Genomic DNA, 24,012 nt, shown 5'->3' on the forward strand with positions numbered 1-24,012 from the left:
GCTGCATTGCATGAGCCCGTCTGGTGACATCCGGCCTGGAAGCCCCGGCTTCGTCAGCCCCAGCACGCCCGCCTGGCTGATCGGCGCATCGGCCCTGGCCATCGGCCTGCTGCTGACCGCCGGCGTGGTGGCCACCACCCGGCATTTCTACCAGGATCAGCTGCGCCAGCGCTTTCTGTGGGCCGCCGACGAGCGCGCCGAAGTGCTCCAGGACCGCTTCGATGCCCACACGAAGGACCTGGATGGGTTGCGCCGCTTCCTCGTGCACCCCGAGCATTTGCAGCGCAGCGAATTCGCCCTGTACGTCGACCCGCTGCTGGACACCTCTCTGGCCTATTCCTGGATTCCCCGGGTGCTGGACGAGGCGCGCCCGGCCTTCGAGGAGGCGGGCCGCCGCGAAGGCATCGGCGACTTCGCCATCCGCGACCTGCAGCCGGACAGCAGCTTGCGGATCGCCGGCCAGCGTTCGGAATACCTGCCGATCCTCTACAGCGCCACCCGCCGGATAAAGCGTGTGCCCCTGGGGCTCGACCTGATGGCCCAGCCGACCCGTCGGCTGACCCTGGAGCGCGCCCGGGAGCGCGGCGACATGGCCTTGTCCGACCCGCTGATCCTCCCCGGTGCCAACCCGGAGGACAACCCGGGGCTGTTGCTGCTGGCGCCCGTGTACCCGCCGTTCCTGGCCAGCTCCGGCGAGCTGCGGGCCCTGCCACTGGGCTACGTCAGCGCGGTGTTCAGCCTGCGGCGGCTGATGAGCGAGGGCGGCAGCCGGGATACCGAGGCGAACCTGGCGCTAGTCCTCACCCAGGCGGGCGCCGGTGCCTCCGATACGCCGATCTATCGCTCCACCGGTGCCCCCAGCGCCGACCGCACGCTATCGGTGCGCAAGACCCTCGCCATCGCCGACCGCCGCTTCTACCTGGACATCCGCCCCACCGACGCCTTCCTCGCCGCCAACCAGGCCGCCGAACCCTGGCTGGCGTTCGCCGGCGGGCTGTGGGTCAGCGCGCTGCTGGCGGCCCTGCTGTACACCCTGGCCAGCCAGCGCCGCCGGGCGCTGCTGCTGGTGGAGGAGCGCACCGCGGCACTGCGCCAGCGGGAGCGGGAACTGCAGCAGAGCGAGCAGCGCTGGCAGTTCGCCCTGGAGAGCGCCGGCGACGGGGTCTGGGACTGGAACATCGAGACCGGCGAGATCTACCACTCCGCCGCCTGGCGCCAGAGCCTGGGGTATTCCGAGACGGAGACCTCCCTCGGCCTGGAGGCCTGGCGCCAGCGCATGCACCCCCAGGACCGCGCCGACTACCTGGACTGCCTCCAGGCGCACCTGGACGGCCTGACCCCGGACTACCGCCACGAGCACCGCATCCAGCGCCGCGACGGCAGCTGGATCTGGATTCTGGAGCGGGGCAAGGTGCTGGAATTCGACCGCGACGGCGCGCCGCGGCGCATGGTCGGCACCCACGTGGACATCAGCCGGCGCAAGGCCGCCGAAATGGAACTGGCGCGGGCCCACGGGCAACTGCGCGGGATCCTCGACTCGGCCACCGAATTCGCCATCATCGCCGTCGATCCCAGCGGCCTGATCCTCACCTTCAACATCGGCGCCGAGCGCATGCTCGGCTATTCCACCGCCGAGCTGGCCGGCCTGGCGTCCATCGAGCGGCTGCACCTGTGGTCCGAACTGCAGAACCGCTCCCAGGACCTGGCACGCCAGCTGGGCCATCCGGTGGTGGGGTTCGAGGCCCTGGTGGCACGGGCGGCGGAGCTGGACGACCCGGAGGCGGGGGAGTGGACCTACGTGCGCCGCGACGGCAGCACCCTGACGGTGAACCTGATCGTCACGGCGATCCGCGATGGCAGCGACGCCCTCGGCTTCCTCTGCATTGCCCGGGATGTCAGCGAAGAAAAACGGGTGCGGGAGATCCTGCTGGAGCGTGACCGGCTGCTGGAGAAGCTCACCCTCTGGCTTCCCGGCGCCATCTACCAGTTCCAACGCGAGGCGGACGGCAGTTTCCGCTTCCCCTATGCCAGCGTCGGCATCCGCGACGTCTACGAGTGCACCCCGGACGTCCTGCGGGAGGATGCCGGGCCGGCGTTCTCGCGCCTGCACCCGGACGATCACGAGCGCTTCATGGTCTCCATCGACCATTCCGCCCAGCACCTCACCACCTGGCACGAGGACTACCGGGTGCTGCTGCCCAGCCATGGCCTGCGCTGGCTGCGAGGCCAGGCGGCGCCGGAGCGCCTGGCGGACGGCAAGGTACTCTGGCACGGCTACCTGGCCGACATCACCGGCCTCAAGCAGGTGGAGCAGGAGCTGCGGGCGCTGTCCATCACCGATGCCCTCACCGGGGTGTTCAACCGTCGCTACTTCAATGAGCGGCTGGATGCGGAGATCGGCCGGGCCCAGCGCCATGGCCAGCCGCTGGCCCTGGTGATGCTGGACATCGACTACTTCAAGCGGATCAACGACCGCGCCGGCCATTCCGCCGGCGATCTGGTGCTCAAGGACATCTGCCAGCGCCTGGCCCAGCGCCTGCGGCGCATCGACAGCCTGTGTCGGCTGGGCGGCGAGGAATTCGTGGTGCTCTGCCCGGATACCGACCTGGGCCAGGCCACCATCCTCGCCGAGGCGTTGCGCCAGGCGATTCGCCGCGAGCCGGTGGAGGGCGTCGGGGAGGTCACCGCCAGTTTCGGCGTGGCTGCCTGGACCCTGGAGGAAACCGCGGACACCCTGCTGCGGCGTGCCGACGAGGCGGTCTACGCCGCCAAGCAGGGCGGGCGCGACCAGGTGGTGGCCAGCGACCTGTCGACCAGCCCGGCTTTCCGCCTGCCGGACCGCAGCGGCGGCGGCCGGTCGGGGTGATGCGCGCGGGCGGCGCCGTCCCTGGCGCCTGCGCGGGTCCTCAGCGCGCCGCCTTGGGCTGCTTGTAGAGTTCCAGCAGCACCTGATCGAGGATCGACGACGCCCCCCACGGGCGCGGGTCGTTGAGGATCGCCACCACCGCCCAGTTGCGGCCGTTGATGTCCCGGGTGAAGCCGGCGATGGCGCGTACGGTGTTCAGGGTGCCGGTCTTGATGTGGGCCTGGCCCGCCAGGGGGCTGTTGCGCAGGCGCTTGCGCATGGTGCCGTCCATCGCCACCAGCGGCAGGGACGACATGAACTCCGGCGCGTAGGGGCTCTGCCAGGCGGCCTGCAGCAGGGTGGCCATTTCCCGGGCGCTGACCCGCTCCTGGCGCGACAGGCCGGACCCGTTCTCCATCACCAGGTGCGAGGCGGTGATGCCCTTGCGGGCCATCCAGGCGCGGATCACCCGCTGCGCCGCCTTGGAATCGTCGCCGTCCGCCTCGTTGCGGAACTGCGCGCCGATGCTCAGGAACAGCTGCTGGGCCATGGTGTTGTTACTGTATTTGTTGATGTCGCGGATGATCTCCACCAGGTCCGGGGAGAATGCCCGCGCCAGGAGCTGGCCGTTCTTCGGCACGTCGCCCAGGCGGTCCTTGCCGAGGATGCTGCCCCCCAGTTCCTTCCAGATCGCCCGCACCGCACCGGCGGCGTAGGCCGGGTGATCCAGCAGGGCCAGGTAGGACTGGGCGCTGCAGCCTTCCACCATTTCGCCGCTGGCCACCAGGCTGGTGGTGCCGTCGGCCTGGGTCACCGGGTTGTAACGGATGTCCGGCCAGGCCGGGCACTGCCCGGCGGGCTTCACCTTGACCCGGTTGTCCAGGCGGATGGTCTCGATGGGCGGGTCGAAGCTGACGTTGACCCGGCCCCCTTCGGCGCGGGCGATGAAACGCAGGGCTTTGAGGTTCACCAGCAGCGAATCCGGGCCCACCAGGAACGGCTTGTTCTCGTCGCCGCCGTCGTCGTTGAAGGCCGGCAATTGCGGATGGACGAAGCGGCTGCGGTCCAGCACCAGGTCGCCGGTGACCTGCACCACGCCGTTGGCCCGCAGGTCGCGCATCAGCAGCCAGAGCTTTTCCATGTTCAGCTTCGGGTCGCCGCCGCCCTTGAGGTACAGGTTGCCGTGGAGCACGCCGTCCTTGAGCGGGCCGTCGCTGTAGAACTCGGTGCGCCACTGGTAGGTGGGGCCGAGGATCTCCAGGGCGGCGTAGGTGGTGATGACCTTCATAGTGGACGCCGGATTCACCGAGACGTCTGCGTTATAGACGGTCTGGGTGCCGGGACCGTCCAGGGGAATGGTGACCAGCGAGAGGGCGTCGTTGCCCAGCTTGTTGGTTTTCAGCGCCTGCTGGATCTTGGCCGGCAGGGCAGTATTGATGGGGGCAGCATGGAGCGGGGTGGCGAAAGGCGCGAGCAGGCTGGCCAACGCCAGGATACGGATGGACCTGAGCATCAGATGAAGACCCCTGGACAGGAAACGATGAAAAAGGATGAAGACGCGAAAAAGGGGGTAACGCTGGATGACATTGAAGATTTCCACGATGAATGCGGGAAATTGTCACGCATTATGCCGCAAGGTGTGGCGCGCCGCGCTAGCCGACGATCGCGGTGGTTTGGCCGCGTCCGGGCCGGTACGTTCCATGGGACGGGCGATCGGCGGCCCAACCTGCTAGAGTGCCGCCCGTGATCACTCAAGAGGACTTCCCCATGGCCACCAACCGTTCCCGTCGTCTGCGCAAGAAGCTGTGTGTCGACGAATTCCAGGAGCTGGGTTTCGAACTGAACCTGACCTACCCGGAAGGGGCCAGCGACGCCGACATCGAGGCCTTCCTCGACAGCCTGACCCAGGAGGCGCTGGTCGCCAACGGCCTGGGCTACGTCGGTGGCGAGGACTACGGCTTCGTCTGCCTGGGCAAGCGCGGCTCGGTGTCCGAGGAACAGCGCCAGGCCGTCGAGACCTGGCTGAAGTCCCGCAAGGACCTGGCCGGCTTCACCATCAGCCCGCTGATGGACGTCTGGTACCCGGAAAACCCGATCAACGCCTGAGGGCGGGTCGGTACGAAAGAAGGCGCTTCGGCGCCTTTTTTCATGCCCGCGATTCGCCGAGGCCGGCCTCGGCGCGCAGGGCCGGCACGTCCACCGTGTCCAGTTGCTCGGGGTCGAGGAAGCGCCGGGCATAGTCGAACGGCACGCCGCTCTCCAGGAACAGGCCGAACAGGTCCGGGTCGATGTGGCCGTCCCGGCACATCGCAGCCATCAGCCCCAGGGCCTCGGACAGCGGCTTGCCGGCCTTGTAGGGGCGGTCCACGGCGGTCAGCGCCTCGAACACGTCGGCCACCGCCATGATCCGCGCCGGCAGGCTCATCTGCGCCCGCGTCAGACCCCGGGGGAAGCCGCTGCCGTCCATGCGCTCGTGATGGCCGCCGGCGTACTCCGCCACGTCGCTCAGGTGCGGCGGGAACGGCAGGCGCTCCAGCATGAGGATGGTCTGCACCATGTGGTGGTTGATCACGTAGCGCTCCTCGGGGGTGAGGGTGCCGCGCTGCACCGACAGGTTGTGCAGCTCGCCCCGGTCGAACTTCCAGGTGGGCGTGTCCAGATGGAAACCCCAGGGGTTGTCCGGTGCCAGGTGCTCGCTGGCCGGGCGCTCGATGCGCTGCTCCGGGCGGTCGGCCAGCAGCGCTTCCTGCACCGGCAGCCGGGGCGCGGGTTGCCGGGCCTGGCGCTGCGCTTCTTCCCAGGACACGCCCAGGCGATCGTCCAGGGTCCGCCACCAGGTGCGGCCGGCGATGCGCTGCAGGCGCTCCAGATCGGCCTCGGCCATGGTCTCGCCGCCCCGGTTGCAGCGGGCGACGAAGGCGAAGTCGTCGTCCAGCTCCGCCAGCAGGCGGTCGCGACGCTCGGCCTCCCGCTCGCCGTCCGCGCCTTCGGCGACGGCGCGCCAGTAGGCGACCCAGGCGTCCCGTTTGAGCACCTCGAAGCGGGTACGCACTTCATGGATGCGGTCGTAGACGGTTTCCAGCTTGGTCGCCTTGTCCACCACGTACTCCGGCGTGGTCACCTTGCCGCAGTCGTGGAGCCAAGCGGCGATGTGCAGGGCTTCCCAATCCTCCTCGCCGGGGGTGAAGTCGCGGAACGCCGGGGCCTGGCTGTCGGCCGCGGCCCGCGCCAGGGCCAGGGCGATTTCCGGTACCCGCTGGCAGTGACCGCCGGTGTAGGGGCTCTTGGCGTCGATGGCACCGGCGATCAGCTGGATGAAGGCGTCCAGCAATTGTTTCTGCCGCTCCAGCAGGCGCTGGCTGTCGATGCACAGCGCGGCGATCCCGGACACCGCCTCGACGAAAGCCACCCGCTCCGGGCGCAGCAGGGTCGGGTCCTGGCTGCGGCCGCTGTCGCGATGCAGCAACACCAGCACACCCACGGTATCGCCGCGACGGTTGTGCAGGCCGCTGCTGACCAGATGGATGCGCGGACTGCCCAGGCGGTTCAGCAGGGCCTCGAAGCCCTCGGCACGGTCGTAGCCCAGCGACAGCGCCAGGCTGGCACCACCCGTCGCGGGCTGCGCCAGCCAGTGGGGCAGGTGGGCGTCGTCCGGCTCGTAGCTATCCAGGCGCAAGGCCTGGGGATCGAGGACCTGGCCTTCGAGGATCAGCCCCTGGGGCTGCAGGCGGCCGCTGTCGGCGTCCACCAGGTAGATCAACCCGCCGCAGGCCTCGCCGATGTCCACGGTTTCCTTCAGCACCCGCCGCAGCAGGGCATCGAAGCGGGTCTCCGCCGACAGGCTGGCGGTGATCTCGAGGAAGCTGGAGAGGGTTTCCTTCATGCGCGCCATGGCCAGGGCCAGGCGATCCACCTCGGCCACCGGCGAGCGGCTGCTGGCCGGGTGGCCGAAGTCGAAGCGGCGGATCGCCTCGGCCTCGGCCACCAGACCTTGCAGCGGCCGCACCAGGATGCGTGACAGCAGCCAGCCCAGGGGGATGCACAGCAGCAGGATCGCCAGGGTCAGCACCGCGCTCTGCCAGCGGATGCGGTAGGCCTCCTCCAGCAACTCGTCCTCCGGGGTCAGAAGGGCCAGGCGCAGGCCGCCCGGCCCGCCCTCGGCGAGGTGGCTGTAGGACACCAGCCAGCGGCGCTTGGCCAGCAGCATGAGCGCCTGGCGGTCTTCGTCCTGGCCCTGTTCCAGCAGCGCCCGCAGGGGTTCGCTGAGGTCGGCCACCCGCGGCAGCTGGGTACGCTCCTGCTTGGGGATCAGATGGTCCTCGCGGGGGTAGGCGATGGCCTCGCCGGTGGGGGTGAACAGCACCACCTCGCTGGACGGGGTGAGGCGGCTGGCCGCCAGGGTGGCGGAGAGCTGGGCCAGGGTCAGGTCGGCGGCGATCACCGCGTCGTCGCCGACGCGGCGGGCGAGGGTGGTGCCCACGTCATGGCTGGAAAAGAACACGTAGGGCGCGGTGGTGATCTGCCCGGCATCGCCGCGGGCGGCGACGAACCAGTCGCGCTGGCGCGGATCGTAGCGCTCCTCGGCGATGGGCCGGCGTTCCAGCAGGTTCAACTGCTCGTCGAAGAACAGCGAGACGGCCCGGGTGACTTCGCCGCCGCGGTCGATGCTCCACACCTGCAGGGCCGCCCCGGGCGGCGCGGCCAGCCGGCGCCGCAGGTCTTCGCTGCGCAGCGGGCGGACCATGAAGAAGTCGCCGTCGGGGTAGCCAAGGTACAGCGAGGCCAGCCGGTCATCGTCCCGCAGGGCCTGGGCGAAGGCGGGCAACCAGGCCAGCCGCTGCTCGCCGTCGCGCGCCTGGCCGGCGCCGCTCAGGGCCAGCAGGCCCAGCAACTGGCGGATCGGCTGGTAGGTCTCGCGCAGGTCGCGCTCCACGTCCTGGCGGATACGACCGAACAGGTGATCGCTGCCGGAGAGGATGATCCGGCTGGTTTGCCAGTAGTTGAACAGCCCGAGGGTGATGCCGCTCAGGAGCAGCAGCAGGGTGAACAGCAGGCTGATGTGGACGTGCAGGGGGAAACGGCGGTCGGACGGCTGGGCTGGCATGCGGGGCTCCGAGGATGCCTGTCACCCAGCAGCATAGAAGAGTCGGGTGCCGCCGCGAACGGCGCCGTCATTTATCGGCCAGCGGGTCACCGTGGCGGGCGGCGCGGTCCTCGGCTTCCGCCACGGCGGCCGCGGCGGCAGCCCGGCGGTCGTGGTTCAGCCAGCGCTTGCGCGCCTGGTGGGCGAGGGTGGACACCAGTAGCGCCAGCACCGCCCCCAGCAGGGTGTTGTACAGCCGCACCTCTGGCAGGTGCCAGTCCCGCGCCAGGCTTTCCGCCAGCAGCACGAAGCACACCGTGGTCTGCAGCACGAACAGCCCGTAGTGCTGGGCGATGAAGGCCCGGCTGAGGACGATCAGCGGCAGCATGCAGGCCACCAGCCATCCCGGCGTCGCCAGCCAGTGGCCGAGGAGGATCAGCACCACCGCGCCCAGCAGGCTGCCCAGGCAGCGGTGCACCGCCCGTTCCAGGCTGCTGTTGAGTTCGATCTGGATGGTGGTCACCACCGTGAGGGTCAGCCAGTAGCCCCGCGGCATGCCGCTGAGCTGGACCGCCAGGCCCGCCAGGGACGTCGCCAGGGTGCAGGCCAGGGCATGGATCAGCCAGAGCTGCCGAGGCAGCCGCCGCGCATGACGACCCAGCACCCGGAACAGCCCGCGCAGCCGCGGCAGGTGCGGCCACATGCGCAGGCCGTGCAGGCCGCGCAGGGCGAACGCCAGCAGCATCACCCAGAGCCCGCCGATGGCGAACAGCGCGCCGATGGCCAGGCCGTTGGGCAAGTTGCCGGTGCCGGCCTGACCCTGGCCCAGGCACAGGCAGACCGCCAGGCCCACCCCCAGCTTGCCCAGCTCGCTGCCGAAGCGCTGCAGCCAGGCCAGCAGGAACCCGTAGACGGCGAAGATCGACAGACTCAGCAGCCCGTGGCTGGCGGACCAGAAGCCCAGGCCGACGCTGACCGCGCCCAGCAGGGTGAGCAGCAGCATGCGCAGCATGCCGAAGCGGTGCAGGGGGTTCGTCAGGGCTGCCTGGAAGGCGCCGGTGGCGGCCCAGATGAAGCCGCTGTGGGCGCTGAACAGGCCCAGCAGCAGGGGGCCGCCGCAGCCGATCCCGGCGATGAGGGCGGGACCCCAGGCGGGTGGGCCGGCATGCCAATGGAGGAAATGTCTGAGCAGCGTGCGCATCGGGTCTCCAGGTGAGTCCGCTGGACTTTACACCGGGCTGGAGCGCCCGGTCATCTCGCGGGCCATCTCCGTGGCGTAGCTGTCGGTCATCCCGGCGATGAAATCGATCATCCGCAGGAAGGCCCGGTACAGCGGCCAGTGCGGGTCCGGGGCGTTGTTGCCGAGCAGGTCGAGGATGCGCCGGTTCTTGAATGACGGCCGGCGCCCGCCGTGCTGTTCCAGGGCCGCGCCGCAGAAGGCGTTGAGCAGGATCTCCAGGGTCGTGTAGGCGCCGATCTCGTGCAGGGTCTTGCGCTTGTCTTGGAAGATTTTCTCCCGGGCCAGGGCCTTGGCCTCCAGCACGCAGCGCTTCGCCGGACCGTGCATGTGCTCCACCAGGTCGCCCTGCAGGCGCCCCGCCAGCAGCGCCTGCTGCTGTTCGACGAAGGCGTGGGCGGCGGCGTTGGTCAGGTGCTCGATGGCCTTGCCGCGCAGGATCGCCAGGCGCCGCCGGCGCGAATCCCGCGGGCCGAGCTGGCGGTAGGTTTCCGGCAGGTCGTCGCCCACCAGGGCCAGCAGCAGGGCCTCCACCTCGGCATAGTCCAGCAGCTCCATCTCCAGGCCGTCCTCCAGGTCGATCAGGCCGTAGCAGATGTCGTCCGCCGCCTCCATCAGGTAGACCAGGGGATGGCGCGCCCAGCGTTGGTCCTCGATCTGCGGCAGGCCCAGCTTGCCGGCGATCTGTTCCAGCAGCGGCAGCTCGCTCTGGTAGCAGCCGAACTTGTGCTTCTTGTAGCCCAGGGCCTCGGCGTGGCGGGCGGTCCAGGGGTACTTCAGGTAGGCGCCGAGGGTCGCGTAGGTGAGCCGGGTGCCGCCGTCGAACTGGTGGTACTCCAGCTGGGTGAGGACGCGGAAGCCCTGGGCGTTGCCCTCGAAGTTGAGGAAGTCGCCGCGCTCGGCTTCTTCCATGGCGTCCAGCCAGCCGCGCTTCTCGGCCTGCTGGAACCAGTGGCGGATGGCGTCCTCGCCGGAATGGCCGAAGGGGGGGTTGCCGATGTCGTGGGCCAGGCAGGCGGACTGCACGATCATCCCCAGGTCGGCGGGGCTGCACCAGTCGGGCAGCGCTTCGCGCAGGACCTCGCCGACCCGCATGGCCAGGGAGCGGCCGACACAGCTCACTTCCAGGGAGTGGGTCAGGCGGGTGTGGATGTGGTCGTTGCTGGAGACCGGGTGGACCTGGGTCTTGCGCCCCAGCCGGCGGAACGCGCCGGAGAAGATGATGCGGTCGTGGTCCTTGTGGAACGGGCTACGCCCCAGTTCTTCGGGGTCGTGTACGGGTTTGCCGAGTCGTTCGCGGGTGAGCAGGGTCTGCCAATCCAAGGCCGGTCCTCTTCTTCTGTCGTTGCCGTGGGCCTAGCTTCCCGGTTCGCCGGGCGGGCCGCAAGGCGGTTCGGTGGCCTGGGTATGATGCGGGGCACTTCTGTTCGTTCGCTCAGCCCCGTTCACCCAGGCCTGCCGGCGGTACGTGGGTGGTGCGATCCGCCGCCACGGCGCGCACCCTCTCCAGCGGCGCCGGCCGTACCTCTATGCCGTCGGGGGTGATGCGGATGCGATGGCCGTCGCAGCGGACGATCACTTCCCGTTCGCCGACGAAGCGCACGCCGTCGCCGCCACCGGCGGCGCAGCGGTGGATCAGGCTGGCTGTCTCCGGGGACGGCGCCTGCACGGGCGCGGGGGTGCGTGCGCCCAGGCTGGCATTGACGAGGGCGGTGACCAGGGGTTGGTCGGGGTCGCCGTCCAGGTGGTCCACCAGCACCTGCTGCCCTATCAACCGGGAACCCGAGCTGGCCGGCAAGGCGCTGCGCACCCAGCCGCTGGCCGGGCCGTCGGGCCAGGCGAAGCGCACCCTCAAGCGGCTGTGACCGTCATCGAAGGCCACGGCGTCCTGTTCCACCACCGCCACCTGGCGCCCCAGGACCTGGGGCCTGGGCGCCTGGCGGGCCGGCCGGAACGGGCGATCGCCGGGGTGGGTCTCGATCCGCGTGCTGAGGCAGGCGGAGCGGCAGCGCGCGACGCTGAAGCGGTAGTCCGCGGCCACCACCCACTGGGGCGGTGGCGTGGCCTGGCCGGGGTGGCCCTCCAGCTGGAAGCTCTGTCCCGGTGCGAGGCTTGCCGTGCAGCCACTGGCCTGGCTGCGCGGGGCGGGCTCGCCGAGGCCGCAGGCGCTGCTCCAGCTATCCAGGTACTCCGGGTGGCCGGCGCCCCGGCCGGGCCCGCAGTAACGAATGCGTCGGCGCGGAGCCTGGGCCTGGCTGAAGGCCAGGTCGTCGGCGATCACCAGTTCGTGCCGGCCCGGCAGGTGCTCGAACCAGAACCACAGGCCCTCGCTCTCCAGCAGGCGCATCACGAAATCGGCGTCGCTTTCCCGGTATTGGGCGCAATACAGCCGTGGTGCATAGGGACGGCTGAGCAGGAAGCGGGTGCGGAACGGGTAGGAGGCGAGCACCTGGCGCACCATCTCGGGCACGCTGCGCCGTTCGAACAGACGGCAGCGTTCGTCCCGGCTGGCGTACCACAGCCAGGGCCTGAGGGTCGCCTGGTAGTGGAGCCGGCCTTCCCGGGTGCCCAGGCAGGCGACCTGCACGCACTCGCCGCCCAGGTGGCGACGGCTGCCATCGGGTAGGTCGATGGCCAGGGTCATGGGGGTGCCCAGCAGCATGTCCGGATCGAATGCGGGCCCACTGCCGGTCAGGTTCAGGGTGAACGCGAACAGCCGCGAGACTTCCTCGCGCCCGCTCAGGGCGGCGAATGCCAGGGCGCCCGGTCCGAGTGCGGTGGTCAGGTGGAAAATGGGGTTCACAGCAGCTCCCTTGCTGAAGGATCATCCGTGTCCGGCGGCGCCGGACGCACCCGCGACGAGCGGGATGGCACGATGATACTGTCGGCCGCGGCCCCCGAATTGCAGACTGATTCGCTGTTCGGGCGTCGTCGAGTGTTAACCAGTCTGCAAATCCGCATCAATGTCGGGCGCCTGTCGCGCCATTACCCCCGGGAGCACCATGAACCAGACCTCACTGCTGCTGAGCGTGCTGTTCGGCAGCATCGGCGCCGGCTACGCCCTGTACGGCAAGCGTCAAGACCATATCGTCTGCCTGGTTTGCGGGTTGCTGCTGGGGGCGGTCAGCTTCCTGCTGGACGGCCCCTGGACCACCGTGGCGGCCGGCCTGGCGCTGATGGCGGTGCCGTTTTTCGTGCGCCTGTAGCGCGCCACTGGTCACGCCGTTCCGCACTCGCGGCCGTGAATGCGGACAAACCCAGTGTGTACCGCGGAGGACTCTCCCATGAGCGAGCAGAAGCACACCCGGCGCGAAGAACGCAGCGGTCCCGGCCAGGCATCCCAGGTCGACGAACGCCAGAAGGACACCAACCGCAAGGGCGAGCAGCCGCGCCCCGGCACCGGCAGCGACGAAGCCCAGCGCTGGCGCGAGGAGCCTTAGGGGCGCCGTGGATCGACCGGCAAACCACGACCGGAACGTGAAGAACCGTAGAGAAAGACCCTAAAAGAAGCACGCCATGAGCGCGCTAGCGTCGAGTCGGGCTCGCCGGCTCGACGCTCGTAACGTGTCTTTCCTGCGGTCGGGGACTCCCCATGAGCCTTTCGATGCCGGCTGACGACTGCATGGCGGCATCGTGTCATTCAAGGAGACTGTGTCATGCCCGAACTCGACGAAGCCCAACTGGACGCCATTCTGGAGCGCATTCGCCAGCAGCCCGGCCAGCTGTCGGCCTCGGATTTCCAGGGTGAGCGCAAGGCCATCCTGGCCGCCCTGCGCGAGTTGCGCCTGCGGGGCAAGATCGACGGCCTGTTCGAGGACAATTTCACCGAGGCGGAAGACCAGCACGGCAAGCTGCTGGACGATGCCAAGGAGCTGGTCCTGCGCTGAGTCGACCCGGACTCGGCGTCGAAGCTGGCGCTACCAGCCCTTGCCCAGCAGGTTGTCGGTAGCCTCGACGATATGGGTGCGCATCTCCCGTTCGGCGCGGGGCGCATCGCGGTCGACGATCGCGTCGAGGATCGCCGCATGGCCTTGTACGTAGCGCTGCATGCTTTCCGGCGTCAGTGACGCTTCCTTGAGACGCCCCCAGATCTTGCCCGCCCGCACCGCGTCGATGCTCTGGTAGAGCGAGGCCAGCAGGCCATTGCGGGCGGCCTGTACCAGCACCCGGTGAAACGCCGAATCCCATTTCTCGAACACCTCGATGGTGGCCGCCCGCCGGCCCTGGTCGACGGCTTCCCGCAGCGCGGCGATGTCGCTGGCGCTGGCGCGCTGGGCGGCTAGGCGGGCGATCTGCGGCTCCAGGATCAGCCGGGTCTCCAGCACTTCCCCAGGGTAGGTGGTGGCCATGTGGGGCGTGGCGGGCGTCTCCGCGTCGAGTCCGCGGGCGGCGATGAAGGTGCCACGACCCACCTGGCGGACGAGGGTGCCCTGGTCCTCCATCTGGGAGAGCTGGCGCCGCAGGGCAGTGCGGGCGATGCCCAGTTGCAGCGCCAGGTCGCGTTCCGGCGGCAGGCGGTCGCCGGCCTGGTAGCCGGCCTCCTGGATGAAGGCCTGCAGGGAGGTCAGGGGGGAAGAGCGGGTCATCGTCGAATATCCCTATCGGTCGTGGTGCGCAGTGTAGGCAGATTGGTTTAATTTTACAAACCAATTTGACACCGGTTTCGTATTGGTTTTAGCTTGGACTCGCTCACGCCAGGAATGCCTGGCACAACAACAATAATCAAGTCGAGGTGATCGTGGCCATTCCTGCGATGTCGTCCCCTTCCACCCTCCTGGACCCCGCCACCCTGGACACCGGCCTGTACATCGCCGGCGCGTCCGTCGCGGCGGCCTCTGGCGCTCGCTTCGCCGTGCACAACCCGGCCGACGGCCGCGAGCTGGCGCAGGTGGCCGACGCCGACCTCGACGATGCCGCCCGGGCCCTGGACGCCGCAGCCGACGCGGCACGGGACTGGGCCGCACGGACCCCGCGGGCGCGCGCCGAGGTGCTGCTGCGCTGCTTTTCCCTGATGAAGGAACGGGCCGACTGGTTCGCCACCTTGATCTCCCTGGAGAACGGCAAGGCCTGGGACGACGCCCGGGGCGAAGTGGCCTACGCCGCGGAGTTCTTCCGCTGGTACGCCGAGGAAGCGGTGCGGGTGATCGGCGAGGTCAGTGTCTCACCCGCCTCAACCAATCGCATATTGGTTCAATACCAACCCATGGGAATCTCGGTGCTGGTCACGCCCTGGAACTTCCCCGCCGCCATGGCCACCCGCAAGATCGCCCCGGCCCTGGCCGCCGGCTGCACCTGCATTCTCAAGCCCGCCGCGGAGACGCCCCTGACCGCCCTGGCCATCGCCGCACTGATGACCGAGGCCGGCGTGCCGGCGGGGGTGGTGAACGTTATCGCCACCACTCAGGCCGGGCCGCTGGTGAGCACCCTGTTGGCCGACCCACGGGTGCGAAAGCTGTCGTTCACCGGCTCCACCGCGGTGGGCAAGCTGCTCCTGCGGGAAGCCGCCGGGCAGGTGATCAGTTGTTCCATGGAGCTGGGGGGTAACGCCCCGTTCATTGTCTTCGACGACGCCGACCTGGATGCGGCGGTGGAGGGGGCGATGCTGGCGAAGATGCGCAACGGTGGCGAGGCCTGCACCGCTGCCAACCGCTTCTATGTACAGCGGGGCCTCTACGAGGCGTTTTCCGCCCGCCTGAGCGAGGCCATGGCGGCGCTCAAGGTGGGCACCGGCCTGGACGCCGCCAACCAGTGCGGCCCGCTGATCACCCCGGCGGCGGTGGCCAAGGTGGATCGCCTGGTGCGGGGCGCCCTGGACCAGGGCGCGCGCCTACGCATCGGCGGGCAGCCCCTGGACGGCGAGGGCTGGTTCTACCCGCCCACGGTGATCGCCGATGTCCCTGTCGGCGCCGACATCCTGCGGGAGGAGATCTTCGGCCCGGTGGCGGTCCTGGTGCCCTTCGAGACCGAGGCGGAGGCCATCGCCCTGGCCAATGGCACCGAGTACGGCCTGGCCGCCTACCTGTTCACCGGCGATCTGCAGCGCGGCCTGCGCGTCGCCGACGCCCTGGAGAGCGGCATGGTCGGCCTCAACCGCGGCCTGGTGTCGGACGTCGCCGCGCCCTTCGGCGGCATCAAGCAGAGCGGCCTGGGCCGCGAGGGCGGCCACCATGGCCTGATGGAATACCTGGAGCCCAAGTATGTCGCGCTGAGCTGGTAGCCGGCGCCGCCCCCCACAACGCTAAGAAAGGTGCATGTGATGAAGACAGAAGTCATCGGTTTCGTCGGCCTCGGCCGGATGGGCGCGCCCATGGCCCGGCGCCTGCTGGAGGCCGGGCACCCGCTGGTGGTGTTCGACACCCAGCCGGGGGCGGTGGCCGAGCTGGTGCGCCTCGGCGCCCGCGGCGCGGCGGACGCTCGAGAGGTGGGGGCGGAGGCGGACCTGGTGTTCACCAGCCTGCCCACCCCGGCGGTGGTCCGGGCCGTGGCGGCGGGCGAGCAGGGCATCGCCGCTGGGGGCCGGGTGAAGACCCTGGTGGATTTGTCTACCATCGGCCCGCGGGCCGCCGGGGAGATCGCCGTAGCTCTGGGCGAGCAAGGTGTCGCCTGGGTCGAGGCGCCGGTGAGCGGCGGGATCAAGGGCGCCGAGGCCGGCACCCTGGCGGTGATGGTGGCCTGCCCGGAACCGCTGTTCGAGGCCCTGGCGCCGATTCTCCAGCGCCTGGGCAAGCTGTTCTTCACTGGCGAGCGGCCCGGGCTGGCGCAGACCGCCAAGCTGGCCAACAACCTGTTGTCGGCGGCGGCCATGGTGATTTCCTCGGAGGCCATGGTGATGGGGGTCAAGGCGGGTCTGGACCCTCAGGTGCTGCTGGACATCATCAATGCCGGCAGCGGCCGCAACAGCGCCACCGTCGACAAGATTCCCCGCGCCGTGCTCAGCCGGCGCTTCGACTACGGCTTCGCCACCGAGCTTTCCTACAAGGACACCCGCCTGTGCATCGACGAGGCGGAGGCCATGGGCGTGCCCATGCCGGTCGGCGGGCTGATCCGCCAGATGCTGGCGGCCACCCACGCCAAGTATGGCCCGGCCTCGGACTTCACCAGCGTCGCCCGCATCTACGAAGAGTGGGCCGGCGTCGCCATCGGCGGCTGAACACCCTCCCTGCAAACCATCGGAGAAAGCACCATGAGCAACGAGCTGTTCGAGAAAGGCCTGGAAATCCGCAAGGCGGTGCTGGGCGACGCATTCGTCGAGGCCTCGCTGAAGGCCGCGGACGACTTCAACCGGCCCATGCAGGAACTCAGCACCGAATACTGCTGGGGCAAGATCTGGGGCCGCGACGGCCTGCCACGCAAGACCCGCAGCCTGCTCAACCTGGGCATCATCGCCGCCCTGAACCGCCCCCACGAACTGCGCCTGCACGTCCGCGGCGCCTTGCGCAACGGCGTCACCCGCGAGGAAATCCGCGAGGTGTTCATGCAGGTGGCGGTGTACTGCGGGATTCCCGCCGGCATGGACTCCTTCCGCAACGCCCGGGAGGTCTTCGCCGAACTGGACGCCGAGCAGGCCGGCTGACCGCGCGTGGCGAGGCCGCGCACCGCTTCCCCATACAAGAACAAGCAAGGGGGTGACGTATGCAATTCGCTGTCGAGGGCGCGCCGGCGCCCGCCACTGCCGGGCGCGATCCGCTGATCGTGCTGGCGGGGGTGAACAAGTTCTACGGGTCCCACCACGTGCTGCGGGACGTGGACCTGAGCATCGAGCGCGGCGAAGTGGTGGTGCTGATCGGGCCGTCGGGCTCGGGCAAGTCCACCCTGTGCCGCACCATCAACCGCCTGGAGAGCATCCAGAGCGGGCGCATCACCATCGACCGGCAGGCGTTGCCGGAGGAGGGCGCCGAGCTGGCGCGCCTGCGCTCGGAGGTGGGCATGGTGTTCCAGTCCTTCAACCTGTTCGCCCACATGACCCTGCTGCAGAACGTCACTCTCGGGCCGATCAAGGTTCGCGGGCTGCGCCGCGCCGACGCCGAGGAAAAGGCCATGGCGCTGCTGGAGCGGGTCGGCGTGGGCGGCCATGCCCACAAGCTGCCGTCGCAGATTTCCGGCGGCCAGCAGCAGCGCGCCGCCATCGCCCGGGCCCTGGCCATGGAGCCCAAGGCGATGCTGTTCGACGAGCCCACCTCGGCCCTCGATCCGGAGATGATCAACGAGGTGCTGGACGTGATGCGCGGCCTCGCCGACAGCGGCATGACCATGATCGTGGTGACCCACGAGATGGGCTTCGCCCGTTCCGCCGCCCACCGGGTGGTGTTCATGGACCAGGGCAGCATCCTCGAGGACGCACCGCCGGCGGCGTTCTTCGAGAACCCGCGCTGCGAGCGCGCCCGGGACTTCCTCTCGAAGATCATCACCCACTGACGCCGACTCCTCATCACAAGAACAAGACCCGGAGGTAACCCATGAGCATTCCATCCCGGCTCGGCAAGGGCCTGCTGGCCCTGTGCGCCACCATCCTGATCGGCGGCGCCAGCCTGGCCGACGAGTTTCCCGCGGACAGCACCATGCACCGCCTGGCCGAGGCCGGGAAGGTGCGCATCGGGGTAAAGTTCGACCAGCCGCTGTTCGGCCTGCGCAACCTGCGCGGCAAGCCGGAAGGCTTCGACATCCGGATCGGCACCCTCATCGCCGAGGCCCTGGGCCTGGACAAGGACGACATCGTCTGGGTGGAGACCACCTCGGCCAACCGCGAGGCGTTCATCCAGCAGAACAAGGTGGACATGGTGATCGCCACCTTCGCCATCTCGCCCAAGCGCAAGGAAGTGGTCACCTTCGCCGGCCCGTACATCATCACCGGCCAGGACCTGCTGGTGCGCAAGGGCAACCCTCTGGGCATCACCGGGCCGGACGACATGGCCGGGCGCAAGCTGTGCGTGATCAACGGCAGCGAGGGGCGCAACGTCATCAGCCGCAACTACCCGAAGGCCATCCAGGTGGGTTTCGACGCCTTCTCCAAGTGCGCCGAGGCGGTGAAGAACGGCTCGGTGGACGCCGCCACGCTGTCCGCGGCGGTGATGATGGGCTACGTCAGCAAGGAGCCGGATGCCTTCGAGCTGGTGGGCAAGCGCTTTACCGACGAGCCGTGGGGCGTGGGCGTGACCAAGGGCGATCTACCGTTCTGCGAATTCATCGAAGGCACCCTGCGCCAGGCCGCCGCCGACGGCCGCTACGAGAAGGCCTACCAGGAAACGGTGGGCAAGTACGCCAAGGACAATCCGCCGCTGCCGCCCCTCGACCCCTGCAGCTGACCGTCGTTCGCGTGCGCCGGCCCGTCGGGTCGGCGCCGGAGGAATTCGCCCATGTCCGCCGTCCTCGATAACCTGCCGATCTACGTCACCGGCCTGGCCTGGACCCTGCTGCTGACCCTGATCGCCGGGTCCGTGTCCCTGCTGGCCGGCACCCTGCTGGCGGCCGCCCGCATCTCGCCGGTGCCGCTGCTGCGGGCTGGCGGTGCGCTGTACGTGCACGTGCTGCGCAACACGCCGATTACCATCGTGTTCTTCTTCGCCGCCTTCGTGCTGCCGCAGCTGGGCATCAGCCTGTCGTACTTCACCTTCGCGGTGATCGCCCTGTCCCTCTACTACACGGCGTTCTTCTGCGAGGCGGTGCGCGCCGGGATCAACGCGGTCTCGCCGGGCCAGGCGGAAGCGGCCCGGGCCATCGGCCTGGGTTTCGGCCAGACCCTCTGCCACGTGATCCTGCCCCAGGCGCTGCGCTCGGTGGTGCCGCCGTTGATCAACGTGCTGATCGCGCTGATCAAGAGCACCGCGGTGGCGTCGGCCTTCGGCGTCGCCGAGCTGCTGAGCAACGCCGAGGCCCTGGCCAATGCGGAAAGCAACGCAGTGCTCTGGGTGCTGGGCGCCACGTGCCTGTTCTACCTGCTGCTGACCGTACCCGCGGGGCTGCTCGCCTCCTACCTCGAAGCCAAGCTGGTATTCAACTCATGAGCGCTACCCTGCTGTTCGACCACCCGGGCCCCCGCGCGCGCCGGCGCGTGTGGCTGTTCAACGTCATCGCCCTGGTGGCGGCCGCGCTGCTGGCGGCCGGCTGCCTGTACGCCCTGCACCAGCGCGGGCAACTCGCCGGCGAGCTGTGGCGGGTGGTGCTGGATGGGGATTTCCTGGCCCTGATCGGCGACGGGCTGCTGGCCACCCTGAAGGTTGCCGGGCTCGGCATGGCGCTCTCGGTGCTGGTGGGGCTGGCGCTGATGGCCGGGCTGATGTCCCGGCGCCGCTGGGTGCGCCTGCCGGTGCGGGGCTGGATGGAAGTGTTCCGCGGGCTGCCGCTGCTGCTGATGATCTTCTTCGTCTACCTGGGCGCGCCGGCCCTGGGCTTCGAGCTGAGCACCTTCTGGTCCCTGGTGATCGGGATCACCCTCTATAACAGCGCGGTGCTGGGGGAAATCTTCCGCGCCGGGGTGGTGTCCGTGCACCGCGGCCAGCGGGAAGGCGGGCTGGCCATCGGCCTGACCCAGGCCCAGGTGCTGCGCATCGTGCTGTTACCCCAGGCGGTGCGGCGCATGCTGCCGGTGCTGGTCAGCCAACTGGTGATCATCCTCAAGGAAACGTCCCTGGGCTTCGTCATCGGCTACACCGAGCTGCTGCGAGAAGGACGCACCGCGGTGGAATACCTGGGGGGCCAGTACTCCATCCCGGTGTACACGGCGATGGCAGTGGCCTACATCGCCCTGAACCTGGTGCTGTCGGGCATCGCTGGCTGGCTGGAGCGCCGTCTGCGCTGAGCCGTGCCGCCGCCCTGCCGCGAAGGCGTGGGGCGGTCCGGACAAGGGGCGGACGGAAAAGGAGCGGATACGAAAAAGCCCGCGCGAGGCGGGCTTTTTCGGAGTGGTTTCCAGTGAAACCGGGGATTTGGTCGGAGAGACAGGATTCGAACCTGCGACCTTCTCGTCCCGAACGAGACGCGCTACCAAGCTGCGCTACACTCCGATGGCCGAAATCATACCGAAAAAGTTTTGCCGCACAAGGGGTTAGTGCAAAAATTTTTCGTCAGCGGCCCTCCGCACCGCGGAAATTCAGAGTTCCCGGATGCTCTGCACCTGGTCCTTGTTGACCCGGGCCCGGCGGCCATCGAACTGCTCGAACTGGTAGAAGCCGGTCTTCTCGTCGAAGCGCGGCTCGTCCACGGTCTGGATTTCCCGCCCGTCGTTGAGGGTAACGATGCTCGGGGTGGAGCAGCCGGCCAGGACGGCGGTGCCGAGGGCGAGGGATAGGGCGGCGAGGAACCGATGGGTCATCGTGAGTCTCCTGGTGAGAGGTCGAAGCGAGTGGTTATGACGGAGGCGTCGCGGTCGAGTTCCGGCGGTGCCGGCGTCCGCTGCAAGAGATCGGGGGTATTGAGGTTGGCCAGGCGCGCATCGCCGTCGGGGCAGGCCACCGTGGCCGCCTGCCAGCGCCGTAGCAGGCGGCCGACGCTGCGCTCGCCATCCTGCCAGGCGGCTTCCAGCTCGGGGCGCAGCGCCGTCGGCAGCACGCAGAACAGCGGCTCCAGCTGATCGCCCTGGCGAAGGGCGGACGGCTCATTCCCCGCGGCGGCCAGCAATGCCTCTAGCAGCGCCCGATCCAGGCGTGGCGCATCGCAGGGCAGCACCAGCAGGCGGGCGTGGCGGGCCACGGCGAGCCCGGCGCGAATGCCAGCCAAGGGCCCCTCGAACGCGGCGGCATCGCCATCGTCCACCAGGCGGTCGGCGAAGGCGGCATAGCGGTCGGCGTTGCGGTTGCAGGACACGATCAGGTCGTCGGTCAGGGGGCGCACCAGGCGCTGCAGCCAGGCGATCAGCGGCCGTCCGTGCCAGCCCTGCAGGCCCTTGTCCACGCCCCCCAGGCGCTGGCCGCGGCCGCCCGCCAGGAGCAGCACCGAACAGCGCGGGAGCGGGGCGGGGGGTACGGTCATCGACGGCCTCCGGGAAAGGCCCGTGGTATAACACCCGGCTGTTCGCTCCCACAACTGGAAAGCCTTTCATGAATCACCAGGCCGAGGCGGCGTTCGTGCCGCTGAACATCGCCGTGCTCACCGTCAGCGACACCCGCAGCGCGGACACCGACACCTCTGGGCAGCTCCTGGCGGACCGCCTGCAGGCCGCCGGCCACCACCTGGCCGAGCGGGTGCTGCTCAAGGACGACCTCTACCGTATCCGCGCCCGGGTGGCCGCCTGGATCGCCGAGGACGCGGTGCAGGTGGTGCTGATCACCGGCGGTACCGGTTTCACCGCGCGGGACAGCACCCCGGAAGCGGTGGCCTGCCTGCTGGACAAGCAGGTGGACGGCTTCGGCGAGCTGTTCCGGCAGATCTCGGTGGCCGACATCGGCACCTCCACCGTGCAGTCCCGGGCCCTGGCCGGCCTGGCCAACGGCACCCTGGTGTGCTGCCTGCCGGGCTCAACCAACGCCTGCCGCACCGCCTGGGACGGCATCCTCGCCGAACAACTGGACGCCCGCCATCGCCCCTGCAACTTCGTCGTGCACCTGAAACCGGTGGACGCCTGCCCGAGCCGGGGTTGACCCATGGCCGCCGCCCCCCTGATGCCGGTGGAAACCGCCCTGGCGCGCCTGCTGGAGCTGGCCGGGCAGACGCCCATCGACGCTTGCGAACAAGTGCCGCTGGAGGACGCGGACGGTCGCGTTCTGGCCGAGCCGCTGCGGGCCGGCTTCGACCTGCCGCCCTGGCCCAACAGCGCCATGGACGGCTATGCCCTGCGGCTGGCCGACTGGCAGGGCGATCCGCTGGCGGTGAGCCAGCGGATTTTCGCCGGCCATGCGCCGGCGCCGCTGCAGCCGGGAACCTGCGCACGCATCTTCACCGGCGCGCCGCTGCCGGACGGCGCGGACACCGTGGAGATGCAGGAGAACGCCCAGGTCGGTGACGACGGCCGGGTTCGCTTCGTCGAGCCCCTGGAGCGCGGCCAGCACGTGCGTCCCCGTGGCCAGGAAACCCGCCAGGGCGACCAGGTCCTGCCGGCCGGCACCCGCCTGGGGCCCATCGAGCTGGGTCTGGCCGCTTCCCTGGGGGCCGCGTACTTGACCGTGCGCCGTCGGCCGCGGGTGGCGGTGCTGTCCAGCGGTGACGAACTGGTGGAGCCGGGCCAGCCCCTGCAGCCGGGGCAGATCTACAACAGCAACCGACGCCTGCTGCTGGCCTGGGTGCGGCGCCTGGGCTGCACCGCGGTGGACGCGGGTATCCTCGCGGACGACCTGCAGCGCACCCGGGAGACCCTGGCGGCCCTGGGCGACGTCGACCTGATCCTGTCCAGCGGCGGCGTCTCGGTGGGCGAGGCGGATTTCCTCGGCCAGGTGCTGGAGCACGAAGGCGAGCGGAACCTGTGGAAGCTGGCCATCAAGCCGGGGAAACCCCTGACCTTCGGGCGTTATCGCGGCGTGCCGCTGCTGGGCCTGCCGGGCAACCCGGCGTCGACCCTGGTGACCTTCGGCCTGCTGGCCCGGCCCTACCTGCTGCGGCGCCTGGGTGTCGAGACGGTCGCTCCCCTGGGCTTCACCGTGGCCGCCGGGTTTTCCTGGCCCAAGCCCGGCGATCGGCGCGAGTACCTGCGAGCGCGTTTGGAAAACGGTCGCGCGGTGCCTTATCCGAACCAGAGTTCCGGGGTGCTGCGCAGCGCCGCCTGGGCCGACGGTTTCGCCGAGGTGCTGGAAGGCCGCACCCTGGCGGAGGGCGACAGCCTGCGCTTCATTCCGCTGAGCGAATTGCTGGGCTGACCCCGCGGGCCCGGCCGGCCTCGCGGTATTCCCCCGGGGTCTGCCCGGTCCACAGTTTGAAGCTGCGGTGGAAGGAGCGGGCCTCGGTGAAGCCCAGGTAGCTGGCGATGTCCTGGATTGCCAGGTCGCTGCGCAGCAGGTAGTGCTCAGCCAGTTCCTGGCGCAGCTCGTCGAGGATCTGCTGGTAGCCGGTGCCGGCCTGCTGCAGGTGCCGCTGCAGGGTCCGCACGGTCATCCCGAAGCGTTCGGCGACCCGTTCCTTGCGCGGCAGGCCATCCCGCAGCAGTTGGCGCAACGCGGTCTTCACCCGGCCCGGCAGGGGCTCGTCGCCCTCCAGCCCGGCCATCAGTCCCAGGGCGTGTTCCTCCAGGGTACGCAGCAGGCCCGGGTCCGCCAGCCGCAGGGGCAGGGCCAGGTATTCCAGGGGCACCAGCAGGGCGTCACAGGCCTGGCCAAAGCGCACCGGGCAGCCGAACACCGCCTGGTAGTCCTGCTCGGTCACGCCATCCGGCAAGGCGTGGCTGAGCCAGACTTCCCGGGGCGAGCGGGTGGTGTCGGCGATCCAGCGGGCATACAGCAGCCAGGACGCCAGCACGTTCTCCACCATGTGCCGGCGGATCGGCGCCGTCTGGTGGCGGCAGCGCCAGATCAGCCGGACGTGGTCCGGCTGGGCCTGCACCTCGCTGACCCCCATGTCCCCCACCAGCCGCTCGTAGGGCACGATGCGGCCCATGGCTTCGCCGAGGGTCGCGCAGTTCATGGTGATGTAGCCCAGCACGCTCCACGAGCCGGGCTGGACGAAGCGCGCCGAGCGCAGGCCGAACAGCGGGTCACCGGACCCGTGCAGCAGGGCTTTCAGCAGGCGCTCGTGGGCCTCGCTGGGCAGGCGCGCGGCGGTGTCCGCCAGGTCGGTACCGGCGAGCCCGGCGGCGGCCAGGGCCGGCGCGGTGTCCAGGCCGAGGTGCTCGGCGTAGCGCAGGTACTTCAGCAGGACGGGAACGGCGGTATGACCCAGAGGCTGCATGGGGGCGTACCTGTTGGCTCGATTGGCGACAGCCACTGTCTT

The 24,012-nt window shown here is 69.6% G+C and carries 23 protein-coding genes and 1 tRNA gene; 14 read left to right on the forward strand and 10 right to left on the reverse strand.

The window, feature by feature from the left end; all coding sequences use genetic code 11:
* Positions 1 to 10 precede the first annotated feature (10 nt).
* Positions 11 to 2,866, forward strand: a complete 2,856-nt coding sequence (locus FM069_RS09855) for a sensor domain-containing diguanylate cyclase (protein WP_178106708.1) — start codon at positions 11 to 13, stop codon at positions 2,864 to 2,866.
* A 40-nt stretch (positions 2,867 to 2,906) separates the two neighbouring features.
* Here FM069_RS09855 and dacB read toward each other — a convergent pair whose 3' ends face one another.
* On the reverse strand, positions 2,907 to 4,358 hold the full coding sequence (gene dacB / locus FM069_RS09860) for a D-alanyl-D-alanine carboxypeptidase/D-alanyl-D-alanine endopeptidase (protein WP_143488130.1): 1,452 nt from the start codon (positions 4,356 to 4,358) through the stop codon (positions 2,907 to 2,909).
* Positions 4,359 to 4,612: 254 nt separating this feature from the next.
* Between dacB and FM069_RS09865 the strand changes: the two genes are divergently transcribed.
* Positions 4,613 to 4,951 carry a 50S ribosome-binding protein YggL gene (locus tag FM069_RS09865; RefSeq protein ID WP_143488327.1) on the forward strand — a complete coding sequence of 113 codons (339 nt, stop codon included), beginning with the start codon at positions 4,613 to 4,615 and terminating at the stop codon, positions 4,949 to 4,951.
* A gap of 40 nt (positions 4,952 to 4,991) precedes the next feature.
* On the opposite strand, the gene FM069_RS09870 is transcribed toward FM069_RS09865, so the two are convergent.
* The 4 genes from FM069_RS09870 to FM069_RS09885 all read right to left on the reverse strand — a co-directional run bounded on the left by FM069_RS09870 (position 4,992) and on the right by FM069_RS09885 (position 11,968).
* Positions 4,992 to 7,949 carry an HD domain-containing phosphohydrolase gene (locus FM069_RS09870; RefSeq protein WP_143488131.1) on the reverse strand — a complete coding sequence of 986 codons (2,958 nt, stop codon included), beginning with the start codon at positions 7,947 to 7,949 and terminating at the stop codon, positions 4,992 to 4,994.
* 67 nt (positions 7,950 to 8,016) lie between these two features.
* On the reverse strand, positions 8,017 to 9,129 hold the full coding sequence (locus tag FM069_RS09875; protein ID WP_143488132.1) for an FUSC family protein: 1,113 nt from the start codon (positions 9,127 to 9,129) through the stop codon (positions 8,017 to 8,019).
* Between the two features lie 27 nt (positions 9,130 to 9,156).
* On the reverse strand, positions 9,157 to 10,488 hold the full coding sequence (locus FM069_RS09880) for a deoxyguanosinetriphosphate triphosphohydrolase (RefSeq protein WP_143488133.1): 1,332 nt from the start codon (positions 10,486 to 10,488) through the stop codon (positions 9,157 to 9,159).
* A 112-nt stretch (positions 10,489 to 10,600) separates the two neighbouring features.
* On the reverse strand, positions 10,601 to 11,968 hold the full coding sequence (locus FM069_RS09885) for a type VI secretion system Vgr family protein (RefSeq protein ID WP_143488134.1): 1,368 nt from the start codon (positions 11,966 to 11,968) through the stop codon (positions 10,601 to 10,603).
* 199 nt (positions 11,969 to 12,167) lie between these two features.
* On the opposite strand from FM069_RS09885, the gene FM069_RS09890 reads away from it, so the two are divergent.
* The 3 genes from FM069_RS09890 (at position 12,168) to FM069_RS09895 (ending at position 13,052) form a co-directional block, all read left to right on the forward strand.
* Complete coding sequence (locus FM069_RS09890) at positions 12,168 to 12,371, forward strand: hypothetical protein (protein WP_143488135.1); 204 nt, start codon at positions 12,168 to 12,170, stop codon at positions 12,369 to 12,371.
* Positions 12,372 to 12,449: 78 nt separating this feature from the next.
* Positions 12,450 to 12,605 (forward strand): hypothetical protein, encoded by a 156-nt coding sequence (locus FM069_RS21605; protein WP_178106709.1) that lies wholly within the window; start codon positions 12,450 to 12,452, stop codon positions 12,603 to 12,605.
* Positions 12,606 to 12,821: 216 nt separating this feature from the next.
* Positions 12,822 to 13,052, forward strand: coding sequence for a hypothetical protein (locus FM069_RS09895; protein WP_143488136.1), 231 nt, complete (start codon positions 12,822 to 12,824; stop codon positions 13,050 to 13,052).
* Positions 13,053 to 13,082: 30 nt separating this feature from the next.
* On the opposite strand, the gene FM069_RS09900 is transcribed toward FM069_RS09895, so the two are convergent.
* Entirely contained in the window at positions 13,083 to 13,751 is a 669-nt protein-coding gene (locus tag FM069_RS09900; RefSeq protein ID WP_143488137.1) for a FadR/GntR family transcriptional regulator, read from the reverse strand.
* 167 nt (positions 13,752 to 13,918) lie between these two features.
* On the opposite strand from FM069_RS09900, the gene FM069_RS09905 reads away from it, so the two are divergent.
* From FM069_RS09905 to FM069_RS09935, 7 genes are read left to right on the forward strand one after another with little or no spacing between them, the layout of a single operon-like run.
* Positions 13,919 to 15,382 (forward strand): NAD-dependent succinate-semialdehyde dehydrogenase, encoded by a 1,464-nt coding sequence (locus tag FM069_RS09905; RefSeq protein WP_143488328.1) that lies wholly within the window; start codon positions 13,919 to 13,921, stop codon positions 15,380 to 15,382.
* A 39-nt stretch (positions 15,383 to 15,421) separates the two neighbouring features.
* Positions 15,422 to 16,315 (forward strand): NAD(P)-dependent oxidoreductase, encoded by an 894-nt coding sequence (locus FM069_RS09910; protein WP_143488138.1) that lies wholly within the window; start codon positions 15,422 to 15,424, stop codon positions 16,313 to 16,315.
* A 33-nt stretch (positions 16,316 to 16,348) separates the two neighbouring features.
* Complete coding sequence (locus FM069_RS09915; protein WP_143488139.1) at positions 16,349 to 16,738, forward strand: carboxymuconolactone decarboxylase family protein; 390 nt, start codon at positions 16,349 to 16,351, stop codon at positions 16,736 to 16,738.
* Between the two features lie 59 nt (positions 16,739 to 16,797).
* The gene (locus tag FM069_RS09920; RefSeq protein WP_143488140.1) at positions 16,798 to 17,580 is read left to right on the forward strand and encodes an amino acid ABC transporter ATP-binding protein; all 783 of its coding nucleotides are present in this window, start codon (positions 16,798 to 16,800) and stop codon (positions 17,578 to 17,580) included.
* A gap of 41 nt (positions 17,581 to 17,621) precedes the next feature.
* The gene (locus FM069_RS09925) at positions 17,622 to 18,467 is read left to right on the forward strand and encodes a glutamate ABC transporter substrate-binding protein (protein ID WP_143488141.1); all 846 of its coding nucleotides are present in this window, start codon (positions 17,622 to 17,624) and stop codon (positions 18,465 to 18,467) included.
* 51 nt (positions 18,468 to 18,518) lie between these two features.
* Positions 18,519 to 19,166, forward strand: a complete 648-nt coding sequence (locus FM069_RS09930) for an amino acid ABC transporter permease (protein ID WP_143488142.1) — start codon at positions 18,519 to 18,521, stop codon at positions 19,164 to 19,166.
* Complete coding sequence (locus FM069_RS09935; protein ID WP_143488143.1) at positions 19,163 to 19,960, forward strand: amino acid ABC transporter permease; 798 nt, start codon at positions 19,163 to 19,165, stop codon at positions 19,958 to 19,960. Before FM069_RS09930 ends, FM069_RS09935 begins: the two co-directional genes overlap by 4 nt.
* A 128-nt stretch (positions 19,961 to 20,088) precedes the next feature.
* Here the strand turns inward: FM069_RS09935 and FM069_RS09940 are convergent.
* From FM069_RS09940 to mobA, 3 genes are all read right to left on the reverse strand, one after another.
* Positions 20,089 to 20,165 (reverse strand) — tRNA-Pro (locus FM069_RS09940).
* An 86-nt stretch (positions 20,166 to 20,251) separates the two neighbouring features.
* Positions 20,252 to 20,473, reverse strand: a complete 222-nt coding sequence (locus FM069_RS09945; RefSeq protein WP_143488144.1) for a YgdI/YgdR family lipoprotein — start codon at positions 20,471 to 20,473, stop codon at positions 20,252 to 20,254.
* Positions 20,470 to 21,129 (reverse strand): molybdenum cofactor guanylyltransferase MobA, encoded by a 660-nt coding sequence (gene mobA / locus FM069_RS09950; RefSeq protein WP_143488145.1) that lies wholly within the window; start codon positions 21,127 to 21,129, stop codon positions 20,470 to 20,472. The genes FM069_RS09945 and mobA overlap by 4 nt, the downstream gene beginning before the upstream one ends.
* A 68-nt stretch (positions 21,130 to 21,197) precedes the next feature.
* Here mobA and moaB point away from each other — a divergent pair, with 68 nt between their 5' ends.
* The gene (gene moaB, locus FM069_RS09955; protein ID WP_143488146.1) at positions 21,198 to 21,737 is read left to right on the forward strand and encodes a molybdenum cofactor biosynthesis protein B; all 540 of its coding nucleotides are present in this window, start codon (positions 21,198 to 21,200) and stop codon (positions 21,735 to 21,737) included.
* A gap of 3 nt (positions 21,738 to 21,740) precedes the next feature.
* Positions 21,741 to 22,946, forward strand: a complete 1,206-nt coding sequence (locus tag FM069_RS09960) for a molybdopterin molybdotransferase MoeA (RefSeq protein ID WP_143488147.1) — start codon at positions 21,741 to 21,743, stop codon at positions 22,944 to 22,946.
* On the opposite strand, the gene gliR is transcribed toward FM069_RS09960, so the two are convergent.
* Positions 22,918 to 23,970: an AraC family transcriptional regulator GliR gene (gene gliR / locus FM069_RS09965; protein WP_143488148.1), complete on the reverse strand. Its 1,053-nt coding sequence runs from the start codon at positions 23,968 to 23,970 to the stop codon at positions 22,918 to 22,920. The two genes, FM069_RS09960 and gliR, sit on opposite strands and share 29 nt — an antisense overlap.
* Positions 23,971 to 24,012: the final 42 nt, after the last annotated feature.

This window comes from Pseudomonas mangiferae (assembly GCF_007109405.1).
In the GTDB taxonomy this organism is placed as follows: Bacteria; Pseudomonadota; Gammaproteobacteria; order Pseudomonadales; family Pseudomonadaceae; genus Pseudomonas_T; species Pseudomonas_T mangiferae.

Bases quoted from the DNA above. Each gene is read 5' to 3' on its own strand.
- FM069_RS09930 (WP_143488142.1), top strand. From the start codon at position 18,519: ATGTCCGCCGTCCTCGATAACCTGCCGATCTACGTCACCGGCCTGGCC.
- FM069_RS09910 (WP_143488138.1), top strand. From the start codon at position 15,422: ATGAAGACAGAAGTCATCGGTTTCGTCGGCCTCGGCCGGATGGGCGCG.
- FM069_RS09920 (WP_143488140.1), top strand. From the start codon at position 16,798: ATGCAATTCGCTGTCGAGGGCGCGCCGGCGCCCGCCACTGCCGGGCGC.
- FM069_RS09865 (WP_143488327.1), top strand. From the start codon at position 4,613: ATGGCCACCAACCGTTCCCGTCGTCTGCGCAAGAAGCTGTGTGTCGAC.
- gliR (WP_143488148.1), bottom strand. From the start codon at position 23,970: ATGCAGCCTCTGGGTCATACCGCCGTTCCCGTCCTGCTGAAGTACCTG.
- FM069_RS09945 (WP_143488144.1), bottom strand. From the start codon at position 20,473: ATGACCCATCGGTTCCTCGCCGCCCTATCCCTCGCCCTCGGCACCGCC.
- FM069_RS09895 (WP_143488136.1), top strand. From the start codon at position 12,822: ATGCCCGAACTCGACGAAGCCCAACTGGACGCCATTCTGGAGCGCATT.
- FM069_RS09870 (WP_143488131.1), bottom strand. From the start codon at position 7,949: ATGCCAGCCCAGCCGTCCGACCGCCGTTTCCCCCTGCACGTCCACATC.
- FM069_RS09925 (WP_143488141.1), top strand. From the start codon at position 17,622: ATGAGCATTCCATCCCGGCTCGGCAAGGGCCTGCTGGCCCTGTGCGCC.
- FM069_RS09960 (WP_143488147.1), top strand. From the start codon at position 21,741: ATGGCCGCCGCCCCCCTGATGCCGGTGGAAACCGCCCTGGCGCGCCTG.
- FM069_RS09855 (WP_178106708.1), top strand. From the start codon at position 11: ATGAGCCCGTCTGGTGACATCCGGCCTGGAAGCCCCGGCTTCGTCAGC.
- moaB (WP_143488146.1), top strand. From the start codon at position 21,198: ATGAATCACCAGGCCGAGGCGGCGTTCGTGCCGCTGAACATCGCCGTG.
- FM069_RS09875 (WP_143488132.1), bottom strand. From the start codon at position 9,129: ATGCGCACGCTGCTCAGACATTTCCTCCATTGGCATGCCGGCCCACCC.
- FM069_RS09890 (WP_143488135.1), top strand. From the start codon at position 12,168: ATGAACCAGACCTCACTGCTGCTGAGCGTGCTGTTCGGCAGCATCGGC.
- FM069_RS21605 (WP_178106709.1), top strand. From the start codon at position 12,450: ATGAGCGAGCAGAAGCACACCCGGCGCGAAGAACGCAGCGGTCCCGGC.
- mobA (WP_143488145.1), bottom strand. From the start codon at position 21,129: ATGACCGTACCCCCCGCCCCGCTCCCGCGCTGTTCGGTGCTGCTCCTG.
- FM069_RS09905 (WP_143488328.1), top strand. From the start codon at position 13,919: ATGTCGTCCCCTTCCACCCTCCTGGACCCCGCCACCCTGGACACCGGC.
- dacB (WP_143488130.1), bottom strand. From the start codon at position 4,358: ATGCTCAGGTCCATCCGTATCCTGGCGTTGGCCAGCCTGCTCGCGCCT.
- FM069_RS09915 (WP_143488139.1), top strand. From the start codon at position 16,349: ATGAGCAACGAGCTGTTCGAGAAAGGCCTGGAAATCCGCAAGGCGGTG.
- FM069_RS09935 (WP_143488143.1), top strand. From the start codon at position 19,163: ATGAGCGCTACCCTGCTGTTCGACCACCCGGGCCCCCGCGCGCGCCGG.
- FM069_RS09900 (WP_143488137.1), bottom strand. From the start codon at position 13,751: ATGACCCGCTCTTCCCCCCTGACCTCCCTGCAGGCCTTCATCCAGGAG.